This is a genomic window from Haloglomus halophilum, from assembly GCF_024298885.1.
Lineage (GTDB): Archaea > Halobacteriota > Halobacteria > Halobacteriales > Haloarculaceae > Haloglomus > Haloglomus halophilum.
Genome location: NZ_CP101166.1, coordinates 1042415 through 1062955 on the forward strand (window position 1 = coordinate 1042415; position 20541 = coordinate 1062955).

A 20541-nucleotide genomic window follows, 5' to 3' on the forward strand; every position below is an offset into this window, starting at 1 on the left:
CCTCAGAGGAACATGAACGTGAGCAGTGCGAACGTCGGCAGGATGACGGCGAACTTCAGCCCGGCCATCAGGCTCACGTCACGCATGTAGCCGGCGATGAACCCGCTGATGATGGCCTGCAGCGTGACGGCGTGGAAGAACAGCATGTTCAGCATGTTCACGTCGACGCCGCCGCTGAAGCCACCGCCGCCGGCGCCACCGCCACCGCCGCCCGACGCCTGCTGGGCCAGCCCCGCCATCACGTCGAGGAACTTCACCTTGAGGATGGCCATCACGCCCAGCAGCGTCATGTAGGTCATGATGATGATTACCGTCTGCATCCGGGTGCGGGACTTGCGGTCGCGCTCGATGTCGTCCTGGTTCTCGGAGGCCTGCGCCGCCGTCGAGAGGACCTGCGTGATCTGACTGGATGCCTCCTGGGCCTTCGAGATGAGCTTCATCGTCCGGGCGAGCCGAGGGATGTGGTACTTGTTGTTGAAATCGACCAGCGCCGTCTTCAGGCTCGTCCCGTAGTTCACCTTCGCGTACATCGTCTCGAACTCGTCGGAGAGCTTGCCCGAGGACGTGTCCGAGACGACCTTGATGGACTCCAGCAGCGTCATCCCGGTGTCGTTGGCCGAGGAGAGCTTCCGGAGGTTGTCCGAGAGCTTGTCCGTGATGGCCCGCCGCGACCGGACGTTCCACTCGTAGAAGATGGTCAGCGGGATGAAGTTGATGTACAGCGGGGCGTACAGCCAGAAGAACGTCCCGAGGATGGGGTCGGCCTTGATCCCCTCCCACGAGGTGGGCGCCATCCCGGACAGTGCCGTGAACGCCAGCACGACCAGCGAGATGGGCAGCGTCACCCCCAGCACCGCGAGCGGGTGGTCCCGGAAGAAGTGGTGGGGGGCCTTCATGATCTCCATCAGCTCGTAGGTCCCCTCGCGGGACTTGATACGGTCGAACAGGCCGTATTCGCCGGTGTAGTTGTTCACGATGCCCAGGTCGAACATGGCGGTGTTGTCCGCGGCCGCGTCCGCGTTCTCCGGGTCGAGGTAGCCGTCACCGACCTCGTCCTGGACGACCGTCGACACGAGCACGAGGAACCCGGCGCCGATGAGCGGGATGAGGCCGTAGACGGTCCCGTACAGCAGGAAGTCCTGGGCCTCCCCCAGCATCGACATGATGACGAGGATGATGATGAGCAGGAGCGGGAACAGCGACAGCGTCATGAACATCTCGCCGAACAGCTCCAGGGTCTCCAGCACCATCTCCTGTTCCTGCTTGGAGGTCCGCATCTGCTTCTCCTTCTGGTCGGCCAGGAACTTCTCCATGTCACCCCCCGAGTTGATGATCGACAGCATGTCCGTGAGGAACTGGCTCAGCTCGTCGGAGGGCGTCTCCATCGCCTGGTTCCGGATGGCCGTCCGGTAGTCCGTGTCGAAGTACTCCGTCTCGAGGACGATGGACTGGAACTCCTTCGACACCTCGCCGTACGTGTCGTCGGCCTTCGCCATCGCCTCGAGGATCTCGAGCTGGTTCAGCCCACCCACCGACAGAGCGTACATGAACGACACCGAGTCAGAGAGGAGGACGTTGATCTCGCGCTTGCGTTCGCCCGAGGTCATGTACGGACGGGCGACCATCGACCCGAAGCCGAGGCCGAACCCGATGAGCCCCATCACGATGCCGGTGATGATGATGAACGCCGGTATCTTGATGGCGTTCAGGAACGCCGCGGTCGACTCGCCGACCGGCAGCCCGAGCAGGATGGGGACCTCGGTGAGGACGACGCTGAAGACGAACCAGCCGGTGAACACGCCGAGGAGCCACAGCACCAGCCCCACGAGCACGCCGACCGCGAGCGACCGTGAGAGGTAGATCTCGACGGTCTCGGGCATCCGGGCCTCGGCCAGCTTCGTCTCGACGTTCGAGACGAAGTCACCCTCCTCGTCGAACAGCCGCTTGTACATCGGGTAGAACAGGTCGCTGAGCGTGCCGCCTTCGCCGTACGACCCGCCCGCGCCGGCGCCCGCGCCACCCGCGGTGTCGAGGCTCATTCCTCGTCACCCTCGTTCTCGTCGTCCTCCTTGTCGAAGGCGAAGCCGCCGAAGTCGACATCGTCGGCCGCGCCGCCGTCGGCGGCGGCGGGCTCACCGGGATCGGCGTTCACGTCGAGAGCGGAGGCGAGGTCGCTCGACCCCTGGCCGCGGTACTCCGTGAGCAGGTCCTCGGCGTTGTCGAGGACCTCGGCCGTCTCCTCGAGCATCTCCTCGCCGGCGTCCGGCCGGGGGACCATCTCCTCCTTCTCCGGGTCGATGTCGATCTCGACGGACTCCATCTCGCGGAGGTCCTCGAGGGACTTCTCCAGCCGGTCGCCCGCCAGCAGCCCCATGATGGTGTCGGGGTCGTTCATGAACGCCTGCAGGCTCGCCGCGACCTGCGTGTACGTGTTGAGGCCGTTCTCGATGAGGTAGGCGAGGACGACCTTCCGCTTGAAGATCTCCGTCTGCATGCGGTCCTGGGTCCAGCCACGGTCGAACATGATCTCCTCGAGGGTGTTGGACTCGCCCATCTGGAGGTAGGTGTCCGTCTCGGCCTGCCACTGGTAGACGTCCTGGACGTTGATCTCGTCGTTCTCCGGGTCGTAGTGGTTGATCTCGGTGAGCGACTTGTTCCGGCGGACCTTGCGCCCGCGCACACGGGTCTGGGTCTGGATGGACACGAGGTCCAGCGCCGTGAACATCGTCTTCGAGACGTTGATGGGTTCGGTCGTGAACCGCTTGATGACCTCGCCGACGGAGTCGGCGTGGAACGTCGTCAGCGTCGTGTGCCCCGTCGACATGACCTGGAACAGCGTCCGGCCCTCCTCACCACGGATCTCACCCATGACGATGTACTCGGGCCGCTGTCGGAGTGCCGCTTCGAGGAGGTCGAACTCGTCGACGTCACCCTTGTCGCCCTCGCTGAACGAGGGGCGGGTGACGGATGCGATCCAGTTGCGCTGGGGCAACTCGACCTCGCGCGTGTCCTCGATGGAGACGATCTTCGCCTTCGACGGGATGAACAGGCTCACCGCGTTCAGGGAGGTCGTCTTCCCCGATGCCGTACCACCGGCGAAGATGAGCGACTTGTGGTTCTCGATGCAGAGCCACAGGAACGCCATCTCGTCGAGCGAGAAGGTGTTCCAGTTGATGAGGTCGACCGGCGTGAACGGGACGTCCTTGAACTGCCGGATGGTGTAGTTGGTCCCGTGGTCGGAGACCTCCTTGCCCAGCGTGAGCTGGGCACGCGAGCCGTCCGGCAGCGTCGCGTCCACCTGCGGCGAGCGCTTCGAGATACCCTTCCCGGACCGCTGGGCCAGCTTGACGACGAAGTCGTCGAGCTCCTCCTTCCCGTGGTAGACGTTGGAGATGAGCTGCTCGTAGTCCGAGTGGTAGACGAAGACGGGCGAGTTGTAGCCGTCGACGGAGATGTCCTCGACGTTGATGTCGTGTTTGATGCCGTCGATGCGCTCGAAGCCGATGAAGTCCCGCTTCAGCAGGTAGAGGATCTTGTCTATCTGGTAGCCGTTGAGCGTCTCGGCGTCCTCCTCGATGACGGCGTGTTCGGGTCGGACCGTGACCTCTCGGGCCGGGACGAGCGCCGCGTCCTCGCTGCCGCCGCCACCGCCCATCCCAAGTGCGTCCTTGACCCTGGACATCACGTCGCCACCGCCACCGTCACCGCCACCGTCACCGTCACCGTCACCGCCATCGCCGTCACCGCCGTGGCTGCGGCGGGCGTCGCGGGCGCCCTCGGCGTAGAGGTCGTAGCGCTCCAGGAGGTTCTCGGTCTCCTTCTCGATGACGTTCGCACGGGCGTCCTCGTTGCCCTCGACGATGACGTCGTCGCTGGAGTACTTGATGGCGGTCTTCAGTTTCGAGGAGAGGAACTCCCGCAGGTCCGCCTCGATTGGCGTCAGATGCGGCTCGATGAGGTAGTACTTCTTCTCGTTCTCCTTCTCGGAGTGGAAGATGATGACGAACGCGTACGGCTTGTTCACCCAGTAGCGGTCGACCTCGCGGAAGTGGGTCTTCTTCGACAGGGGTACGGCCTTCTCGAGGTCGTAGCGCGTGACGATGGTCGTGGAGCCGTCCGGTTCGCTGAAGAAGGCGTCCTCGTCGAGCTCCTCGTTGACGCTGACGGTCCGGTCCTCGACGATGTCCGCGAGGACATCCCCCACGTCCCCGGCCATCGCCAGTTGGCCCTCCGTCCGCTCGGGGTCGAAGCCGAGATGCTCTGCGGGGTCGAACTCGACCCGCTGGCCGTTGCTGTCCGTCGGCGGGTTGCCGGCCTCGTCGTAGTAGTACTCCTCCTTGAACGCGTCCCAGTCGTACGTGCCGGCGACCACGGACGACCCTCCCGTTTCGACGTCGGCGCTATCGGCGCCGTCCGCGCGAGACGCCTCGGACGCCTCGCTGTCGTCGACGGCGACCTCCCCCGCCTCCTCCGCGTCGCCGCCGTCTGCCTCGTCGATAGCCATTGAACAAGGGGTTGGTCCGAGTAGGGATATAAATTACGCCCACCTTAACTTCCCAGGGACCACCCTATAGAGGCATTTAGGGCCGTTCTACCGGGAATTCAGTTCCCGTCGCTGGCCCGGGGAGACCCGGATTATTTAACTGCTGTTCCGCCGTGCTACCGGTCGCCATTCCTGCCGGTCACGGCCGTCTCCCACGCTCTCGGAACCCGGCTGGCTCCCCGGTCGCCCCGGGTCAGTCGGCATCCTCGACGAACCGCTCCAGTCGGTCCATCGCCGCCTTCAGGTCGTCCAATCCGGTCGCGTACGACGCGCGGAGATGACCGTCGCCGCCGGCTCCGAACGCGTCGCCCGGGACCATCGCCACCGACTCGGCCTCCAGCAGGTCCTCGGCGAACGTCTCCGCGTCCGTCCACGGGTCGGGGACCTCGGGGAAGACGTAGAACGCGCCGGTCGCCTCGAAGCAACTCACCCCCATCTCTTCGAACCGCGAGAGGACGAACTGCCGGCGCCGGTCGTACTGCCGGCGCATCTCGGCCACCTCGTCCGCACAGGAGTCCAGCGCTTCGATAGCCGCGTACTGGGCCGTCGTCGGCGCCGACAGCATCGCGTACTGGTGGATCCGGTTGATGGCCTCGATGGCGCCGGCCGGCCCCATCGCGTACCCGAGCCGCAGCCCCGTCATCGCGTACGCCTTCGAGAAGCCGTTGAACACGACCGTCCGCTCGCGCATCCCCGGCAGCGCGGCGATGCTGGCGTGGTCACCTTCGTAGGTGAGGTCGGCGTAGATCTCGTCGGAGAGCACGCCGATGTCGTGGCGCTTGCAGAACTCCGCGACCGGCGCCAGCTCCTCGACCGACATGGTCGCTCCGGTCGGGTTGTTCGGGAAGCAGTAGACCAGCAGGTCGGCGTCCTCGGCGCCCGCGTCGCGCAGCACGTCGGGAGTCAATTTGAACTCGTCCGCGGCACGCGTCGGCACCGGCAGCACCTCGCCGCCCGCGAACCGCACCCCCGGCTCGTAGGAGACGTAACACGGCTGGGCGACCGCCACCGTATCGCCGGGGTCGACCAGCGCCCGGAACGCCGCGTCGATGGCCTCGCTCGCCCCCGCCGTGACGATGACCTCCTCGTCGGCGTCGTACGAGAGGTCCCACCGCTCGGCGTCGGCGGCGATGCGCTCGCGCAGTTCACGCATCCCCCGGTTCGCGGTGTAGGAGGTCTGCCCGCGCTCCAGCGAGGCGATGGCCGCCTCCCGGGCGTTCCACGGCGCGGTGAAGTCGGGCTCGCCCACACCCAGCGAGATGACGTCGTCCATCTCCTCGGCGAGTTCGAAGAACCGGCGGATGCCCGAGGGGGGCGTGTTCTGCACCCGCTGGGACGGGACGAGCGGCCCGTCCCCGTCGCCCTGTTCGCTCCCGTCGGCCCGCTCGTCCCCGTTCTCGCCCTCGGATTCGGTGTCGGAGTCCAGGCTCATGGCGTCACGGAGAGCCGGTCGTCGTCGCCGGTCTCCTCGAAGCGGTGGCCCGCCTCCTTGTACGTGTCCATCACGTAGTGGGTCACCGTCTGCGTGATCTCCGGGACGGGTGCGACCTTCTCGCTGATGAAGCGCGACACCTTGCTCATCGACTCCTCCTCGACCTCCAGAGCGAAGTCGTAGTTGCCGCTGACCAGCCGGAGCGCCTGCACCTCGGGGAACTGCGCCAGCCGGTCGGCGATGTCCTCGTAGCCGGTCTCGCGGTCCAGCTCCACGTTCAGCTCGACCAGCGCGTGGACGTGCTCGGCCTGGGTGACGGACTCGGCCCGCTCCCAGTCCACGACCGCGGCGTACCCCTGGACGACGCCCGACGCTTCGAGGTCGGCGATGACGTCCTCTACCTCGGCGGCGTCGAGCCCGGTCATCCGTGCGAGGTCATCGGTGCTGTAGCGGGCGTTCTCGCACAGCAGGTCGAGGAGTTCGGCGCGGGCCTCGGTCTCGTCCTGGCCGCCGTCGGCCGCGGCGTCGTCCGACTGGTCGCTCATACCTCGTTGGGGGTGCAGGGCGGACTAAACGCTTGCGAGTGCGTGCTAGGTGTAGGCGTGGAGGGTGGAACCGATACCGGCCGCGACGGAACCGTGTAGAAAGCCCCCGCTCGCTCGACTTCCGTCAGAGCAAGCTCTGACGACTTCTCGCTCGCTTCGCTCGCGAGAACGTCCGGGACTCGCTGTGCTCCTCACTCGCTCCGCTCGTTGCGGTGCTTGCGTCGTCCGGGATGGGTCGAGCGATTTCTCGGCTTCGCCGAGAAATGTATAGCTGGCGGCGAAGCCGCCAGCCGAGCGGCCCCTTTCAGTCCCGCCCTGTAGCTGGTTGCACCGAGCATTCGTGGGTAGTGGTTCCAGCGGGGTGCTCGTGCCCCCACACCTCCCCGCGCGAGCGCCGGATTTGGCTCCGGCACGCTCGCTCGTGCTCGCGGCCTCCGCCGTGTGGCGCTCGCGCGCTTCCTGGTGGCGGAACCGGCCGGCCGAGCAACCGCTCTCGGGCCGGGAGCGCGTGCCGAGGCCCGGACGGGCCGAGTGCCGCGCGACTCGGGGAAGGGCAGGGTCACAGCGCCCACTCCACGAACAGCGTTCCTGGCGGACTCGAAGGTGAGCCGAACGGAGTGAGGCGAACGTCGAGAGACGAGCGAAGCGAGCGCGCGCAGCGAGTCGCAACCGGTCGAGAGCGCGAGGGCTTCGTAAAGGTTCTCGTCGCTGTTGTCGTTGCCGTCGGAGCGCACGAGGGCTTAGGGAACGGGCTGTTCTTCGGTAATAATTCCCATTATAGCTCCATATGGCGCTATAATGGCTAATAAGTGGCCATATAAACTTACAACTTGAAATTGCGATCCAGAATAGCGAAATCACAGTCCAGTTCGTCCACGCGCTCGAACGTCGGTCGCGACACGAACCGCGACGCGGTCGACCGGTCCGAGGACGACCCGATGATGACGAGGTCGTAGCTCGCCGAGGCGCGGGCGAGGAACTCCGTGATGTCGTCCCGTGCGACCCGCGTCTCGACGCCGCCATCGGCCGTCTCAGCCAGGTTCCCGAGCATCCGTTCGGCGTCGGCGCGCTCGCGCTCGCTGTCGATGCAGTTACAGACCGACACCCGGCCGCGGTCGCCGGCCAGGCGGGTTGCGAAATCGATCATCTTGTGGGCCACGTCGCCCGCGCGCCGGACCGGGACCAGCACGTCGCGCCACTCACCCCCCGACGGATTCTCGGGGTCCACACACCGGTGGACCAGCGTGTCCGTGTCGCTGTGGAACAGTTCGTGGATGTAGCCCGCCAGCCGGTCGTCCTCGGTCTCGTAGGGCGTGACGATGAGGTCGCAGTTGGTGTCGTGGGCAGCCTGCACGATGGCGCTGCCGGGCGTCTCGGGCGTGGTCTCGGCCACCAGCACCTCCGTCGGGACCCCGTAGGTCGCCTCGATGTCGGCCGCACGAGATTCGAGGTCCATCGCCGAGGCGGCGGTCGCGAGCTGCTCGGCGAGCGGGTCGGCCGCCACGTCGGGGTGGGCGCCGTCCACCGTCGCCTCATCGGGCGACGTGCCGCCGTCGGCGTCGCCGTCGTCGGCAGCGTGGCCGCCACCGGAGGTCGTTCCGCCAGCCGTCGTCGGCCCGGGGCCGTCCGTCCCGCCGAGGACGGCGACGGCGTCGTCGGGAGTGCCGCTCGTGTCCGCCGTTGTTGCGGCCTCGAACTCCTTGGGGGAGAGCAACCCGAGCAGCACCACCTTCGCGCCCTCGTGGGCGGCGGCGATGCGCGCTCCGAGGTGGGCGGTCTCGCCCGGGTGTGCGCCCCGGATGGGCACGAGGACGCGGTCGTCGCCGCGGGTGGAGGTGTAGAGGTAGCGCGCCCGCCGGTCGAAGAACCGCTCGCGCCACAGGAGGAACACGCCGGCGACGAGGAGGCTGGAGGTGGCGACGCTCACGACGTACGTCAGGCGGTCGGTCCCCGTCACGAGGACCAGCAGCGCCGTCGAGAACGCCGCCGGTTCCTCGAGGTCCAGCGCCCAGGTCCCCGCCCCCGTCAGGAACACCGCCAGCGCGGCGCTCGCGGGTGTGACCTGCAGCGCGTCGACGGTCGTCCCCTGCAGGGCGGCGGCGGCGTTCACCGCGACCAGCCCCGCCACCGCGCCGAACGTCAGTCCACCCACGAACCGCCGCGGCGAGGCGAACGTCCCGTCCGGGTCGTAGAACAGTGTGTACGTCCCCGACGCAAGCGGCGGGAACAGGAGGAAGGAGAGCTGCTGCAGTTCCCCGGACAGGAAAGTCACGGCGCCCATCAACAGCGGGACGAACAGGAGCGCCGAGAGGTGGATGAGGTTGTTCGTGTGCTCCAGCCACGCGCGGAACCCCCGGACCTCGCGCCGTTCCAGCCGCCGGAGCCGACGGCCCGCCGCCCGCAGTCGGGTCCGGAGGTCGTCCTGCATGGCTGGTCACGTACCGGCGGGGCCAGTAAACCGTTCTGCCTGCAGTTCAGCGCGCGTATCGGTGCGCGCCGTAGATGACTGCCGCGGCCGCGAGCGGGAACACGAAGGCCGCGACCGACGGGAGTGCGTACAGCGCCGCGACGAGCGGCTCGAACGGCCCGGCGGCCGATGCCGGGTCGCGGAGGCCCGGAGACGACGCACCGAGCGCGAAGAGGTACAGCGAGAGCAGGAACAGGAAGCCCGACACGGCGAGCAGGCTGTCGTATCGAGTATCGCCCCCGGTCCTGCGGTGGCGCCGCGCGACCAGCAGCACGGGCGCCAGTACCGGCCCGACGACGAACAGCCCGACCAGCAGGAACAGCGCCCGCGAGAACGTGAACGTCCCGCCCGTTCCGGAGAGCGTGTTGAAGACCTGAACGACGAACGCGAAGCCGAACCCGACCGCGAGCAGGCCGCCGAGCAGGCCGCCGACGGCGACGTACAGTTTACAGAGCCGCGAGTCGGTCGCCCGGAAGGCGTACGGGAACGCCCCGAACAGCCCGGAGTAGGCGTCGTCGTCCGGTGTCGGGTCGTCCGCCGCACCCGTCGCCGGCCCCGCGTCTGCCGTGGCGGCCTCCGAGTCGGTCATCACCCCGGCTACGGGCGGCGGGTCGAAAAGCCGCCCGGTACCGACCGATCAGCGGTCGCCGAGCGCCGCGCCGCAGTCCGGACAGAACGATGGCGCTGTCAGTTCCGACAGGTCGGTACCACAGTGCGAACAGCACCCGGGGGCGCCGGAATCGTGGACCCGAGTGACGGTCCCGGAGGTGTGGTCATCGGGCGACCCCGGCGGGCCGGCAGGGTCACGGCGGTCGTGGTGACCCAGCGTTCCGGCCAGCACGCGCGAGTCACGGCTCGACCAGTCGCGGTCGCCGACAGCCCCGACCGCGTACAGGTAGCCGTCGTGGCTGCCGGCGTAGACGGTTCCGTCGACGACCGTCGGGGCGGTGTCCACCGGCCCCTCCGTCTCGAACCGCCAGCGCTCCTCGCCGGTCCACGCGTCCACCGCGACCAGGGCGCCGGCACGCTCGCCGGCGTACACCGTTCGACCAGCGACCGTCGGCGAGGAGGCCACCGACGAACCGGTTCCGAACCGCCAGCGCTCCTCGCCGGTCGCCGCGTCGAACGCGTACAGCCGGTCGCCACCACTCCCCGCGTAGACGAGGCCGTCGGCGACGGTCGGAGCCCCTCTGAACGCCTCATCGGGGCGGACGGACCAGCGCTCCTCGCCAGTGGTCGCGTCGAGCGCGTACAGACCCGCACGACTCCCGACGAACGCCGACCCCGCCCCGACGGCCGGCGCGGAGTGTCCCGGTGGGATGGTGGCGCGCCAGTGTCCCTCGCCGGTCGCCGTATCGAGCGCGAACAGTACCCCTTCGCTCCCCGCGTACACGGTCCCCTCGGCGACCGTCGGCGACCGGTGGATGCCGGTCGCGGCCACGTACTCCCAGCGCTTCTCGCCGGTCGCTGCGTTCACCGCGTCCAGTCGGTCGGCACCGACGCCGCAGTTCCCCACGTAGACCGTCCCGTCGTGGACGGTGGGCGAGACGTCCACCGCGTCGCCGACCGCGTACGTCCACCGTCGGTCCCCGGTGGCCGCGTCGAGCGCGTGGAGGTCACCGTCTGCGGTGACGTAGGCGACCCCATCGGCGACCGAGGGCGCGGTCTCGACCGCTCCACCGGGGCCGTACCGCCAGCGCCGGTCGCCGGTCGTGGTGTCGACGGCGTACAGGTATCGGTCCGTGCTTCCGACGTACACCGTTCCGTCGACGACCGTCGGCGAGGAACGCGTGATGGCCCCCGTACGCGTGCCCCGATTCGTGGTCGCGTCGTACCGCCACAGCTGTCTGCCACCCCCGGACATATGACCGAGCGGAACCCCAGCGGACAACAACCTTCCGACAGCCCGGAAGGGGAAACCCCTTGCCGACCGACTGCGACCCCCCGCGCATGACCAGCGTCAAGGAGTTCGTCATCGAGGAGGCCGCGACGCCCGAACGGACGGGTCGTGGCCGGTTCGCCTTCACCGACGACTACTCCGTCTTCGACTGGGGGAAGATGCCCGACCCCATCCCCGGCAAGGGCGCCTCGCTGTGTGCGATGGGCGCCGCCAACTTCGAACTGCTCGAGGCCGAGGGCGTCCCGACCCACTACCGCGGCGTCGTCTCGGACGGCGAGGTCGTCGAACTGGAGGCGGCCGACGACCCGCCGCGCGAGATGGCCATCGACCTCTCGCGTGTGCCGGACCTCCCCCACGAGGGTCGCACCTACGACTACGACGCGTTCCACGCCGAGGCGGGCGAGAACTACGTGGTCCCCCTGGAAATCGTCTTCCGCAACACCGTCCCCGTCGGCTCCTCGCTCCGGAGGCGCGCCGGCCCGGCCGACTTCGGCCTCGGGTTCGACGACTGGCCGGACGAGGCCGTCGACCTGCCCGAGCCCGTGGTCGAGTTCTCCACGAAGTTCGAGGAGTCCGACCGCTACCTCTCGCGGGACGAGGCCGACCGCATCGCCGGCGCCGCCGACATCGACGACCTGGAGGCGACCGCCCGCGCGGTCAACCGGCTCGTCACCGAGCGTGCCGACGAGGCCGGGCTCAAGCACGAAGACGGGAAGATAGAGTGCATCTACGTCGATAGCGGGGCGTCGCAGACGCCCCGAGCGAACGGCGAAACCGTGAGCGGCGAGGTGCGCGTCGCCGACGTGGTGGGGACGTTCGACGAGAACCGCTTCTCCTACGACGGCCAGCAGGTCTCGAAGGAGGTCGTCCGGCAGTACCACAAGCGCGAACAGCCCGAGTGGGTGGCGGCCGTCGACGAGGCGAAAGAACGCGCGAAGGCCGAGGACGTGGCCGACTGGCGCGAACTCTGCGAGCGCGACCCCGAACCCCTCCCCGAGCACGTGGTCGAGGCCATGAGCGACCTGTACTGCGGGGGCGCGAACGCCTACCTCGGGCGGGACCTGTTCGACGCGCCGTCGCTGGCCGACGCCGTGGAGCAGGTTCGGGACCTGTAGGGCAGCGAGTCAGCGGTGCTCGTCGACCCACCGGCACCAGGCGTCGAAGTCGTTGGCGCCGCACTGGTCGGCGATGTTCTGGAGCGTCCCCTCTCGAATCCGACCGTGCATCGGAACCGAGACGATGCGCACTTCGTCGGTTTCCGGGTGCTCGTATCGGAGCCGGACGTGGCTCCCCGTGCGGCCGACTGGCCGGAAGTCGTGTTTCCGCAGGACCGCGATTACGTCTCGCCCGGAGAAATCAGTCGGCCGGCTCACTGCATGAAGTCGGGGAGGTCCTTCGTCTCCTTGACCTCGTCGGGCTCGATTCCAAGCTCCCGCAGGAACGCGTCCTCGTCTTCGATGGGCTCTCCACCTCCTTCGTGCAACTCGACCGCCTCGTCCAGATTCTCCAGCGCCTCCTCACGTGTCGAACCCTGACTGGCGACCCCCGTCGGCTCGTCGATAGCCGTCCACCAGCCGTCCTCGTTCTCGACGAGGCGGATCTCGCGCCCGGTGCTCATACGTCGGCTAGCGCGGGTTCGTATTTGAATCCTCGTCCGCTCGCCCCGTCACCGCCTCGCTCGGCCGATCAGTCGTCCTCGGACGAGGCCGACTCCGTGGCGACATCAACGTCCACGTCGTACTCCAGTCCCGCACCGTCACGCGGCTCGCTGGGCCGGAGTGCGTCGGCCTCCTCGGGGAGCCCGAGCTGGTACTGCGAGCGGTCCACGTCGTCGCGGAACTCCGTGCGCCCGTGGTAGACCGACACCGCGTCGTCGAGATGGAGCCGGACGGCCTCGACGAGCGCGGCCGCCTCGAGTGGCTGGCCCCGGCGCTCGAGTTCCTCGGCGTCGGCGCCGGCGGGCGCGTCGAAGACGCGCTGGGTGATGATGGGCCCCTGGTCGAGGTCCGTCGTGACGTAGTGGGCCGTGACGCCGGCCACACGCACGCCCTCTTCGCGGGCCTGTCGGTAGGCCTCGGCGCCGGGGAACGCCGGGAGCAGCGACGGGTGGACGTTGATGATACGGCTCTCGTAGCGGAAGACGACGTTCGGGCTGAGGATGCGCATGTACCGCGCCAGCACCACGAGGTCGACCTCGTACTCCGCGAGCAGGTCGAGCAGGCGGTTCTCGTCGGGGACGCCCTTCTCGTCGCCGATGTTGTAGAAGTCGACGCCGCGCTCGGCGGCAAGCGGTTCGAGGTCGTCGTGGTTCCCGATGACGACCGATATCTCGGCGTCGAGTTCCCCCTCCTCGCGGGCCTGGAACAGCGCCTCCAGGCAGTGGGACTCCTTCGTCACGAGGACGGCGATGCGGTCGGTCTGGCGGTCGCTCGGGAACCGGACCTGGATGTCGACGCCGAGTTCGTCGCCGAGTTCGGTCAGGTCGCCGCGGAGCTTCTCGTCCGTGACGACCATCTCCTCGGTGTCGACGTGGAGCGTCATCCGGAAGACGCCGTCACGGACCGCCTGGTCGAGGTCCTCGATGTTGATGCCGCGCTCGAATAGCAGCGAGGTGACCCGGGCGATGAGCCCCTTCTTGTCGTCGCCGACGACGACGATCTCCGTGTAGTGGCGGGTCACGCGACCACCTCGGCGGGCGTTGAACTGGTCATACCCGCCCTGAGCGCCCGCGCCGGCAAAAGCGCGCCGCTCTCGGTGCGAGCCCAGGGCGGCGCGGCCGGGTGCGGAGGTTTATCACCCGGCGCGCGCCACCGTCCCGGTGAGCGAGTTCCCAATGGAGTACGACGGCGACCGGCTCGTCATCGAGAAGGAGACCCTGTCGAACCTGGACGAGTTCGTCCTCCAGTTCACCGAGGTTCTGGACCAAGCGGGAGTCCAGTACGTCGTCGTGGCCGGCTACGTGGCGATACTACTCGGCCGGTCGCGGGCGACGGAGGACGTGGATGTCATCATCGAACCGCTCTCCGAGTCGGAGACGGACGCGCTCGCCGAGGCGCTTGATGACGCCGGCTACTGGGGCGTCGAGGAGCCGCTGGAGCACATGTACGACCGACTGACCGACGACATCGCGACCCGAGTCGCCCCGGATGGCGAGGTGATCCCGAACTTCGAGGTCGTCTTCCCGCAGGACGGGTACGACCGTCACTCCCTCGCCGAGGCCATCGAAGCCGAACTCGCCGGTCGAACGCTCCGGATCGGGCCGCTCGAACTACAGGTTGCGTACAAACTGCACCTGGGGTCGCAGAAGTACTTCGAGGACGCCCTCCACCTGTACACCCTGTTCGCCGACAGACTCGATACCGAGGAACTCGAACGGTTCGTCGACGGCTTCGAGGTGAACGACAGCTATGAGCGACTCAGAGACGCCTGACCTGGACGAACTCGAGGCCAAGCACGAGCGCAACCGCCAGCAGCGCCTCGAGTTCGTCAAGTTCTGGGCCGAGTACGTCCGCACCCACCCGGACGAGGAGTGGGCCCGCCAGCAGGCAGTCGTCATCGACGGACAGGTCGACCCGCCGGCCCTGGACGGCGCCACCGAGGACCCGGACGGCGCCACCGAGGACCCGGACGGCGCCACCGAGGACCTGGACGGCGCCACCGAGGACCCGGACGGCGACTGACTCGCGCCCCGCACAACAGAACCGTTTTGTCCGGCCGCCACCGCCCCTCGGACATGACCGCCTACACCGCCGTCGTGACGGTCCGACTCAAGCACGGCGTGCTGGACCCGGAGGCCGAACGGACACAGGAGGCGCTCGAACGGCTGGGGTTCGAGCTGGCCGACCTCCGCTCGGCGGACCGCTTCGAGGTCGACCTCGACGCCGAGTCGTCCGAGGCCGCCGCCGACCGCGCCGAGGAGATGGCCGAGCGACTGCTCGCCAACCCCACCATCCACGACTACACCGTGGAGGTCGAGGAGCGGTGACGGTTGCACACATGACGGCGACGCCCGGTTCGGCGAGGTGGTCGCTGTGACTGTCGCCGTCATCCGCTTCGGCGGCTCGAACTGCGACCGCGACGCCGTCCGCGCGCTGGAGCACCTCGGCGTCGACGCCGAGATCGTCTGGCACGAGGACGGCCTCCCGGCCGACCTCGCCGGCGTCGTCATCCCCGGCGGGTTCTCCTACGGGGACTACCTCCGGGCCGGCGCGATGGCCGCCCGCTCGCCCATCATGGACGAGGTCCGCGCGGTCGCCGACGAGGGGACGCCCGTCCTCGGCGTCTGCAACGGCGCACAGATCGGCTCCGAGTCCGGCCTCACGCCGGGTGCGTTCACGACCAACCGGAGCGCCCGCTTCCAGTGCGAGCACGTCCACTGCCGCGTCGAGCGCGCCGACACCCCGTTCACGGGCGCGTTCGAGGAGGGGGCTGTCATCGAGTTGCCCATCGCTCACGGCGAGGGCCGCTTCGAGGTCGACGAGGACCGCTACGACGCGCTCGTCGACGAGGACCGCGTGCTGTTCCGCTACTGCGACGCCGACGGGAACGTGACCGACGCCGCGAACCCGAACGGCTCGAAGGGGAACGTCGCCGGCGTGCTGGGCGAGCGCGAGTCCGTCGCGGTGCTGATGCCCCACCCCGAGCGCGCGACGCTGCCGGACCTCCACGCCGGCACCGACGGACAGGGGCTGCTGCGGGCGTTCGCCTGACGGCTTCGGTTCACCATAGTCGAGATATTTAGCCCATTAATCTACTAATAGACATATTCAAACTATACCTCACCATCAATCGAAAAGTTCGGAGGGCAACCAGCAGACACCGACTCACTCGTCGTCCGATTCGGCGTCCGCCGTCTCCTCCTCCGCCTCGAGCCCCTCCACGTCGACCTCCTCGGCCAGCTCCTCGTCGGCCGCGGCGATCTCCTTCTCGTCGGCCCGGGCGATGCGGGCGGCGAAGTTCTCCACCCCGGCGCCGCCGAGGGCGGACTGGGCGAGCAGGTGACCGCCGATGACAGCCGGTGAGACGACCGTGTTGGCGCCGGCACGCTTCAGCTTCTTCTCGTTCTGCCGCTCCGTGGCGGCCGCGACGATGTTCAGGTCTGGGTTGAGTTCGCGGGCGGTCAGAATCGCGAGGGCGTCCTGCGCGTCGTCGTCGGTGGCGGCCACCAGCGCACGAGCCCGCTCGATACCGGCCTGGCGGAGTGGGTCCTCGTCGGAGGGGTCCGCGACGACGACGTCGATGTCGCGGTTCCGGAGGCGTCGGGCCTTCTCCTCGTCGCGGGTGATGACGATGAAGTCGACCCGGCCCAGTTCCTCGATGATCGGTTCCGTCATGTCGCTGAACCCGACCACGATGACGTGGTCGTCCAGCAGTTCCAGTCGTGATTCGTTCATGGTTCCGAGTGCCTCGGCGAGGCGGGCCTCGATGGCCGGTGTCAGCAGCGTCCCCAGCGCGACCGCGAACGACGCCGTCCCGATGACCAGCGCGCTCATCGCGAACAGCTTCGCGGTCTCGGTCTCGGGGGTCACGTCGCCGTACCCCACCGTGGAGGCGGTGACCAGGGCGAAGTAGAACGCGTCGGTCAGGGAGTCGACGCCGGTGAAGCCGTCCTGCAGGGCGAACGCGCCGGCGGTGCCGTACACCTGCGCCCCGACGATGGCCGCCAGCGCCGCCAGCTGTGTCGTTCCGAGGTCGAACTCCCGGTCGAACGTCCGGAAGTTGATGAGCAGGCCGAGCAGCGACAGCACGGAGAGCGCGACCAGCGGTGTCGCGACGGGGATGGTCCGGCCGGCGACCGCCACCCCGGTGGAGCCGACGAGTCCCTGGAACGCCGTCACGGGGAGCAGGACGACCGCGATGCCCCAGGCGACACGGACCCCCCGGCGGAGGCCGGCAGTGGTGGCGAGGAGGATGAAGCCCGTGAGCGCGCCGGTGAACCCGAACGCCTGCTCGACGGACTGGGGGACGTACGCCGAGAGCAGTCCGGACGTCTCCGTGCCACCGATGTTGATGATTCCGGTGGCGATAGAGAGGAGAGCGACGACGGTGACGAGGCCGATGGCCGCACGGACCCGGAACAGCGACCGCCCGGCCCGCCGAACCGACCGCTGGGCCTCGTCCAGTTCCTCGTCGACGCCACTCATGGACGCGCAGTCTCCCCCATCCGACTAAACTACCGTGGTCGCGGCCGGGGGCCTCGCCGGGGACCGTCGCCGCCCGGCCGAGCGTCGCGCGGCCGGTCCACGGACCGCTCCGGTAGTCGTTTAACCGTCCCCGCCATCGGAGCGCGCATGGCTCCACTCCCCGTCGAGGTCGTCCTCGGCATCTATCTGGGGGTGCTCACCGGCATCATCCCGGCACTGGTCGCCTGGGGGCTCGGCTTCATCTTCAAGTACGTCACCGGGGTCTCCATCCCCGGCTTCGGTGTGGTCGTCCTCGCGCTCGCTATCGCGGGCGTCAACGGCGGCCTGCTGGCCCTGACCGACCAGACCGTCACGAGGCAGGCCACGGGCCCGGTCGTCGTGGTCGCCATCCTCGTCGTGCTGATGATGTCGCTGTACGCCCACGCGAAAGGCGACGCGATGGGCGCGGCGTTCCCCAAACGCGTCTCGCTCCAGAAACTCCGCGACCAGACGCTCTCGGCCGACGTGGTGGAACTGGTCGGCGGCCGTGGACAGGTCCGGGTCGCGGTGGTCGGCGAGGTGGCCGACATGGAGGGCTACCCGCCGCTCCCGGACGACATCCGCGCCGAGATCCGCGACGGGGACTGGACCTTCCCCGCCGATCTCCCCATCGGCGAACTGGAATCGCGGTTCGCCGACCGCCTCCGGACGGAGTTCGACTGCGCCGAGGTGACCGTCAGTATCGACGAGCGCGGCCAGGCGACTGTCGCGGCCGCACCGCCGCTGGCCGGCCTCTCGAAGCGCGTCCCCGAGGGCCACCGCGCCGTCTCCGTCGACGCGCTGCTCCCGACGGGCCTCGCACGCGGCGACCGCGTCACCGTCCGCACCGACGGCGGCGCGGTCGACGGGACCGTCCTCAGTGCGAAGACCGGGACGCCGCCGGCACCGACCCGGACGCCGGACCCCCCCGGCGCGGCCGCCAGCGCCAGCGGTGACCTCTCTCCGCCGGCTGGCCGCGAGGAACGGGACGACGACGCCCGGACGGACGGCGGGACCGTCGCCGAGGCCGCCGAAGTGCCCCCGCCGCGGGCACCGACGACCACCGGCGGCGACGGCCGGCTGACGGTCACGGTCCCGCGGAGCGACGCGGACACCCTCCTGGCGGCCGACCGGGGTCGCGTGGTGGTCCGCTCGCGGGGGCGGCGCCGCGAGTTCGAACTCCTCTCGCTGCTCCGCCGGGCCGGGAAACGAATCCGGCGGCTGACGCTCCGTGCCGACGGCGCCCTCGACGGCGCGAGCATCGGAAACGCGAGCGTCCGGGAGACGTACGGTGTGGCGGTGCTCGCGGTCCGAACGGCCGAGGGCTGGGCGTTCGCCCCCTCGGGGGAGACGGAACTCGCCCCCGGCGACGAACTGTTCGCCATCGGGACACGCGAGTCGCTCGACGCGTTCGCGGAGGCGGTCGCATGACGGGACTCGCCGCGTTCGACACCCTCCTCCAGTCGATGGGCGGGCTCGGCTCGGTGCTGGGCATCCCGGTGCGGTCGCTCGTCAACGCGGCCGGACTGGCGGTGCTGGCGTTCGCGCTCGGCGGCGGCATCGGCCTCGTCCACCGCTGGTACGCCGACCAGACGGTCCCCGAAGGGCTCTCCGTGCTGGTCGGGTTGAGCGGCGTCGCGCTCTCGCTCAACACCGACTTCGCACTCGCGCAGGTCATCGACGACCAGACCGCCATCCTGGCGCTCGAGACGGCCGTGTTCAACGTCAGCGTCTTCCTCGCCGCCGGCCTCACCGCGGCGGCCGGGGGACGCGCCGGTGACCGCCTCGGTGCCGGCACGTTCGCCCTGACCGGCGGCGACCGCGTCGACCGCGAGGTTTCGAAGGTCGTCAGGGCCGTCGGGCGGGTCGTCACCGTCGACCTCCCGGACACCGAGGACATCGGTGACATCGAGGGGTACGACCCGGTTCCACCCGAAACGAAGGCGGAGTTCGGGGGCGCGACGCTCGTCTTCCCCCGGCGTCTGACCGTCGAGGAGCTCCGCAAACGCCTGGTCGAGCGCCTCAAGACCGACTACGGCGTCGGACAGGTGGACCTGGAACTCGACGAGGACGGCGTCGTGGAGTACCTCGCGGTCGGCTCCCGCGAGTCCGGCATCGGCCCCTCGCTCCCGCCCGGGACCGCCGCGGTCCCCGTCCGCGCGGACCCGCCCCACGCGGCCCGGGCCGGCGACGTGGTGCAGGTGTTCCGGCCCGCCGCCGGCGAGAGCGGCCCGGAACGCGTGACGACGGCAGAGGTCCGCGGAAGCGCCGACGACACGGTGACGCTGGCCGTCGACGAGGCCGAGGCCGACGCGTTCGACGATACGACACGCTATCGGCTCGCGACGCTCCCCATCGCCGCGCGCGCCGACCGCGAGTTCGCCTCCCTCCTCCGCGCGGCCGAGGAGACGATGGGCGTCGCCACCGTCGCCGAGGGCAGCCCGCTGGTCGGTGTGAGCCTCGGCGGCCTCGCGGTGTCGGTCGCGGCCGTCCGCCCCGCCGAGGGGGCCGTCGAGGCCATCCCCTCCCGAACCCGGACACTCGCCGCCGGCGACACGGTCTACGCCGTCGCACGACCGGCACTCCTGCGACGGCTGGAGGCCGCCGCCCGCGGCGACGCCGACGCCGAGCCGCCACTGGCGGACGCCGCCGGACGCAGCGACTGACCGCCTCGGCTTCCCTCGCGCTGCCCGTGACTCTCGACGCGCGATGAGCGGCACGACCAGCCACAGTGACACGTTCGTCTTACTCCCACGGCGGGTCGAGCAGTTCCCGCATCGACCCCAGCTCGAAGTGCGGCCGGGTCCCCGGCCGGCCGGTGGCGTCCAGTTCCGCGTCCGACCGGCGCAGCCAGGCGGTCCGCATCCCCGCCGCATCAGCCCCGAGGACGTCGTCGCGGCCGTCGCCGACGTGGACCGTCGCGGGCGCCGCGGTCCCCAGCGCGTCCAGCGCGTCGAGGAACGGCGCGGGGTCGGGCTTCGCGAGCGTGTCGTAGCCCGCGTGGACCACCGTCTCGAACCGGTCGGCGAGCCCGAGTTCGTCGAGCTTGGGCGCCTGGTTCTCGGGCGCGCCGTTCGTCACCACGGCGAGCGGGTAGCGCTCGGCCAGCGCCGCGACCGCCTCGCGGGCCCCCGGCACCGGTTCCACATCGCGGTGGTCGCGGAGGTTCGTGTGGACCGCGGCGACCCGCCGCCCGACGGCGCGGTCGTGGCCCCGCTCCGCGGCGAGGTCCGCGAAGCACGCCTCCCGGAGCTCCGCCTTCGTGTCGGTGCGGGGGACGTAGCGGAACACCCGGTCGCGGTACTCCCCGGCCGTGAAGAAGGGGTCGACGCCGACCGTGTCGAACGCCTCGGCGAGCAGGTCGGCGGTCGAGCGCCGGTACTCGCACAGCGTCCGGTCGATGTCCAGCGTGACGGCCTCGACCTGCGTCGGCATTCGCTCGCGGGTAGGGCCCTGGCAGGGGTAAACTGTTGTGGGGCGTACAGCGGGGGTG

At 69.4% G+C, this 20541-nt stretch carries 19 protein-coding genes; 7 read left to right on the plus strand and 12 right to left on the minus strand.

Translation table 11 applies throughout. The annotated features are described in order from the left end of the window. Positions 1 to 2: 2 nt before the first annotated feature. The 7 genes from NL114_RS05165 to NL114_RS05195 form a co-directional block, all read right to left on the minus strand. The gene (locus NL114_RS05165) at positions 3 to 2039 is read right to left on the minus strand and encodes a type II secretion system F family protein (RefSeq protein WP_254823728.1); all 2037 of its coding nucleotides are present in this window, start codon (positions 2037 to 2039) and stop codon (positions 3 to 5) included. Further along, positions 2036 to 4504: a type II/IV secretion system ATPase subunit gene (locus NL114_RS05170; RefSeq protein ID WP_254823729.1), complete on the minus strand. Its 2469-nt coding sequence runs from the start codon at positions 4502 to 4504 to the stop codon at positions 2036 to 2038. Before NL114_RS05170 ends, NL114_RS05165 begins: the two co-directional genes overlap by 4 nt. A 232-nt stretch (positions 4505 to 4736) precedes the next feature. Then, the gene (locus NL114_RS05175; RefSeq protein WP_254823730.1) at positions 4737 to 5975 is read right to left on the minus strand and encodes a pyridoxal phosphate-dependent aminotransferase; all 1239 of its coding nucleotides are present in this window, start codon (positions 5973 to 5975) and stop codon (positions 4737 to 4739) included. Next, complete coding sequence (locus tag NL114_RS05180; RefSeq protein WP_254823731.1) at positions 5972 to 6520, minus strand: Lrp/AsnC family transcriptional regulator; 549 nt, start codon at positions 6518 to 6520, stop codon at positions 5972 to 5974. The genes NL114_RS05175 and NL114_RS05180 overlap by 4 nt, the downstream gene beginning before the upstream one ends. A gap of 823 nt (positions 6521 to 7343) precedes the next feature. Then, on the minus strand, positions 7344 to 8948 hold the full coding sequence (locus NL114_RS05185; protein WP_254823732.1) for an HPP family protein: 1605 nt from the start codon (positions 8946 to 8948) through the stop codon (positions 7344 to 7346). A 46-nt stretch (positions 8949 to 8994) separates the two neighbouring features. Then, positions 8995 to 9576 carry a DUF8056 family protein gene (locus tag NL114_RS05190; protein ID WP_254823733.1) on the minus strand — a complete coding sequence of 194 codons (582 nt, stop codon included), beginning with the start codon at positions 9574 to 9576 and terminating at the stop codon, positions 8995 to 8997. A gap of 48 nt (positions 9577 to 9624) precedes the next feature. Further along, positions 9625 to 10851 carry an outer membrane protein assembly factor BamB family protein gene (locus NL114_RS05195; protein WP_254823734.1) on the minus strand — a complete coding sequence of 409 codons (1227 nt, stop codon included), beginning with the start codon at positions 10849 to 10851 and terminating at the stop codon, positions 9625 to 9627. 86 nt (positions 10852 to 10937) lie between these two features. Here NL114_RS05195 and NL114_RS05200 point away from each other — a divergent pair, with 86 nt between their 5' ends. Then, positions 10938 to 12002 carry a phosphoribosylaminoimidazolesuccinocarboxamide synthase gene (locus NL114_RS05200; protein WP_254823735.1) on the plus strand — a complete coding sequence of 355 codons (1065 nt, stop codon included), beginning with the start codon at positions 10938 to 10940 and terminating at the stop codon, positions 12000 to 12002. Positions 12003 to 12011: 9 nt separating this feature from the next. Here the strand turns inward: NL114_RS05200 and NL114_RS05205 are convergent, their stop codons facing one another. The 3 genes from NL114_RS05205 to NL114_RS05215 all read right to left on the minus strand — a co-directional run bounded on the left by NL114_RS05205 (position 12012) and on the right by NL114_RS05215 (position 13566). After that, positions 12012 to 12260 (minus strand): type II toxin-antitoxin system HicA family toxin, encoded by a 249-nt coding sequence (locus tag NL114_RS05205; protein ID WP_254823736.1) that lies wholly within the window; start codon positions 12258 to 12260, stop codon positions 12012 to 12014. Beyond that, entirely contained in the window at positions 12257 to 12505 is a 249-nt protein-coding gene (locus tag NL114_RS05210; RefSeq protein WP_254823737.1) for a type II toxin-antitoxin system HicB family antitoxin, read from the minus strand. The genes NL114_RS05205 and NL114_RS05210 overlap by 4 nt, the downstream gene beginning before the upstream one ends. 68 nt (positions 12506 to 12573) lie before the next feature. After that, on the minus strand, positions 12574 to 13566 hold the full coding sequence (locus NL114_RS05215) for a formyltetrahydrofolate deformylase (RefSeq protein ID WP_254823738.1): 993 nt from the start codon (positions 13564 to 13566) through the stop codon (positions 12574 to 12576). Between the two features lie 139 nt (positions 13567 to 13705). Between NL114_RS05215 and NL114_RS05220 the strand changes: the two genes are divergently transcribed. The 4 genes from NL114_RS05220 to purQ are packed head-to-tail and all read left to right on the plus strand — an operon-like array spanning position 13706 to position 15596. Then, positions 13706 to 14317 carry a hypothetical protein gene (locus NL114_RS05220; protein ID WP_254823739.1) on the plus strand — a complete coding sequence of 204 codons (612 nt, stop codon included), beginning with the start codon at positions 13706 to 13708 and terminating at the stop codon, positions 14315 to 14317. Then, positions 14295 to 14567, plus strand: coding sequence for a DUF8150 family protein (locus tag NL114_RS05225; RefSeq protein WP_254823740.1), 273 nt, complete (start codon positions 14295 to 14297; stop codon positions 14565 to 14567). Before NL114_RS05220 ends, NL114_RS05225 begins: the two co-directional genes overlap by 23 nt. Before the next feature lie 53 nt (positions 14568 to 14620). Beyond that, positions 14621 to 14872, plus strand: a complete 252-nt coding sequence (purS, locus tag NL114_RS05230; protein WP_254823741.1) for a phosphoribosylformylglycinamidine synthase subunit PurS — start codon at positions 14621 to 14623, stop codon at positions 14870 to 14872. Positions 14873 to 14918: 46 nt separating this feature from the next. Then, positions 14919 to 15596 carry a phosphoribosylformylglycinamidine synthase I gene (purQ, locus tag NL114_RS05235; RefSeq protein ID WP_254823742.1) on the plus strand — a complete coding sequence of 226 codons (678 nt, stop codon included), beginning with the start codon at positions 14919 to 14921 and terminating at the stop codon, positions 15594 to 15596. 114 nt (positions 15597 to 15710) lie between these two features. Here the strand turns inward: purQ and NL114_RS05240 are convergent, their stop codons facing one another. Then, the gene (locus NL114_RS05240) at positions 15711 to 17030 is read right to left on the minus strand and encodes an NAD-binding protein (protein WP_254823743.1); all 1320 of its coding nucleotides are present in this window, start codon (positions 17028 to 17030) and stop codon (positions 15711 to 15713) included. 147 nt (positions 17031 to 17177) lie between these two features. Here NL114_RS05240 and NL114_RS05245 point away from each other — a divergent pair, with 147 nt between their 5' ends. Then, positions 17178 to 18479: a potassium channel family protein gene (locus NL114_RS05245; RefSeq protein ID WP_254823744.1), complete on the plus strand. Its 1302-nt coding sequence runs from the start codon at positions 17178 to 17180 to the stop codon at positions 18477 to 18479. After that, on the plus strand, positions 18476 to 19714 hold the full coding sequence (locus NL114_RS05250; protein ID WP_254823745.1) for a TrkA C-terminal domain-containing protein: 1239 nt from the start codon (positions 18476 to 18478) through the stop codon (positions 19712 to 19714). The genes NL114_RS05245 and NL114_RS05250 overlap by 4 nt, the downstream gene beginning before the upstream one ends. Positions 19715 to 19793: 79 nt before the next feature. On the opposite strand, the gene NL114_RS05255 is transcribed toward NL114_RS05250, so the two are convergent. Beyond that, positions 19794 to 20483 (minus strand): HAD family hydrolase, encoded by a 690-nt coding sequence (locus NL114_RS05255; RefSeq protein WP_254823746.1) that lies wholly within the window; start codon positions 20481 to 20483, stop codon positions 19794 to 19796. Positions 20484 to 20541: the final 58 nt, after the last annotated feature.

Coding starts and splice junctions, on each gene's coding strand:
- NL114_RS05185 (WP_254823732.1), bottom strand. CDS start 8,948: ATGCAGGACGACCTCCGGACCCGACTGCGGGCGGCGGGCCGTCGGCTC.
- NL114_RS05190 (WP_254823733.1), bottom strand. CDS start 9,576: ATGACCGACTCGGAGGCCGCCACGGCAGACGCGGGGCCGGCGACGGGT.
- purS (WP_254823741.1), top strand. CDS start 14,621: ATGACCGCCTACACCGCCGTCGTGACGGTCCGACTCAAGCACGGCGTG.
- NL114_RS05195 (WP_254823734.1), bottom strand. CDS start 10,851: ATGTCCGGGGGTGGCAGACAGCTGTGGCGGTACGACGCGACCACGAAT.
- NL114_RS05255 (WP_254823746.1), bottom strand. CDS start 20,483: ATGCCGACGCAGGTCGAGGCCGTCACGCTGGACATCGACCGGACGCTG.
- NL114_RS05170 (WP_254823729.1), bottom strand. CDS start 4,504: ATGGCTATCGACGAGGCAGACGGCGGCGACGCGGAGGAGGCGGGGGAG.
- NL114_RS05165 (WP_254823728.1), bottom strand. CDS start 2,039: ATGAGCCTCGACACCGCGGGTGGCGCGGGCGCCGGCGCGGGCGGGTCG.
- NL114_RS05180 (WP_254823731.1), bottom strand. CDS start 6,520: ATGAGCGACCAGTCGGACGACGCCGCGGCCGACGGCGGCCAGGACGAG.
- NL114_RS05175 (WP_254823730.1), bottom strand. CDS start 5,975: ATGAGCCTGGACTCCGACACCGAATCCGAGGGCGAGAACGGGGACGAG.
- NL114_RS05245 (WP_254823744.1), top strand. CDS start 17,178: ATGGCTCCACTCCCCGTCGAGGTCGTCCTCGGCATCTATCTGGGGGTG.
- NL114_RS05250 (WP_254823745.1), top strand. CDS start 18,476: ATGACGGGACTCGCCGCGTTCGACACCCTCCTCCAGTCGATGGGCGGG.
- NL114_RS05210 (WP_254823737.1), bottom strand. CDS start 12,505: ATGAGCACCGGGCGCGAGATCCGCCTCGTCGAGAACGAGGACGGCTGG.
- NL114_RS05240 (WP_254823743.1), bottom strand. CDS start 17,030: ATGAGTGGCGTCGACGAGGAACTGGACGAGGCCCAGCGGTCGGTTCGG.
- NL114_RS05225 (WP_254823740.1), top strand. CDS start 14,295: ATGAGCGACTCAGAGACGCCTGACCTGGACGAACTCGAGGCCAAGCAC.
- NL114_RS05200 (WP_254823735.1), top strand. CDS start 10,938: ATGACCAGCGTCAAGGAGTTCGTCATCGAGGAGGCCGCGACGCCCGAA.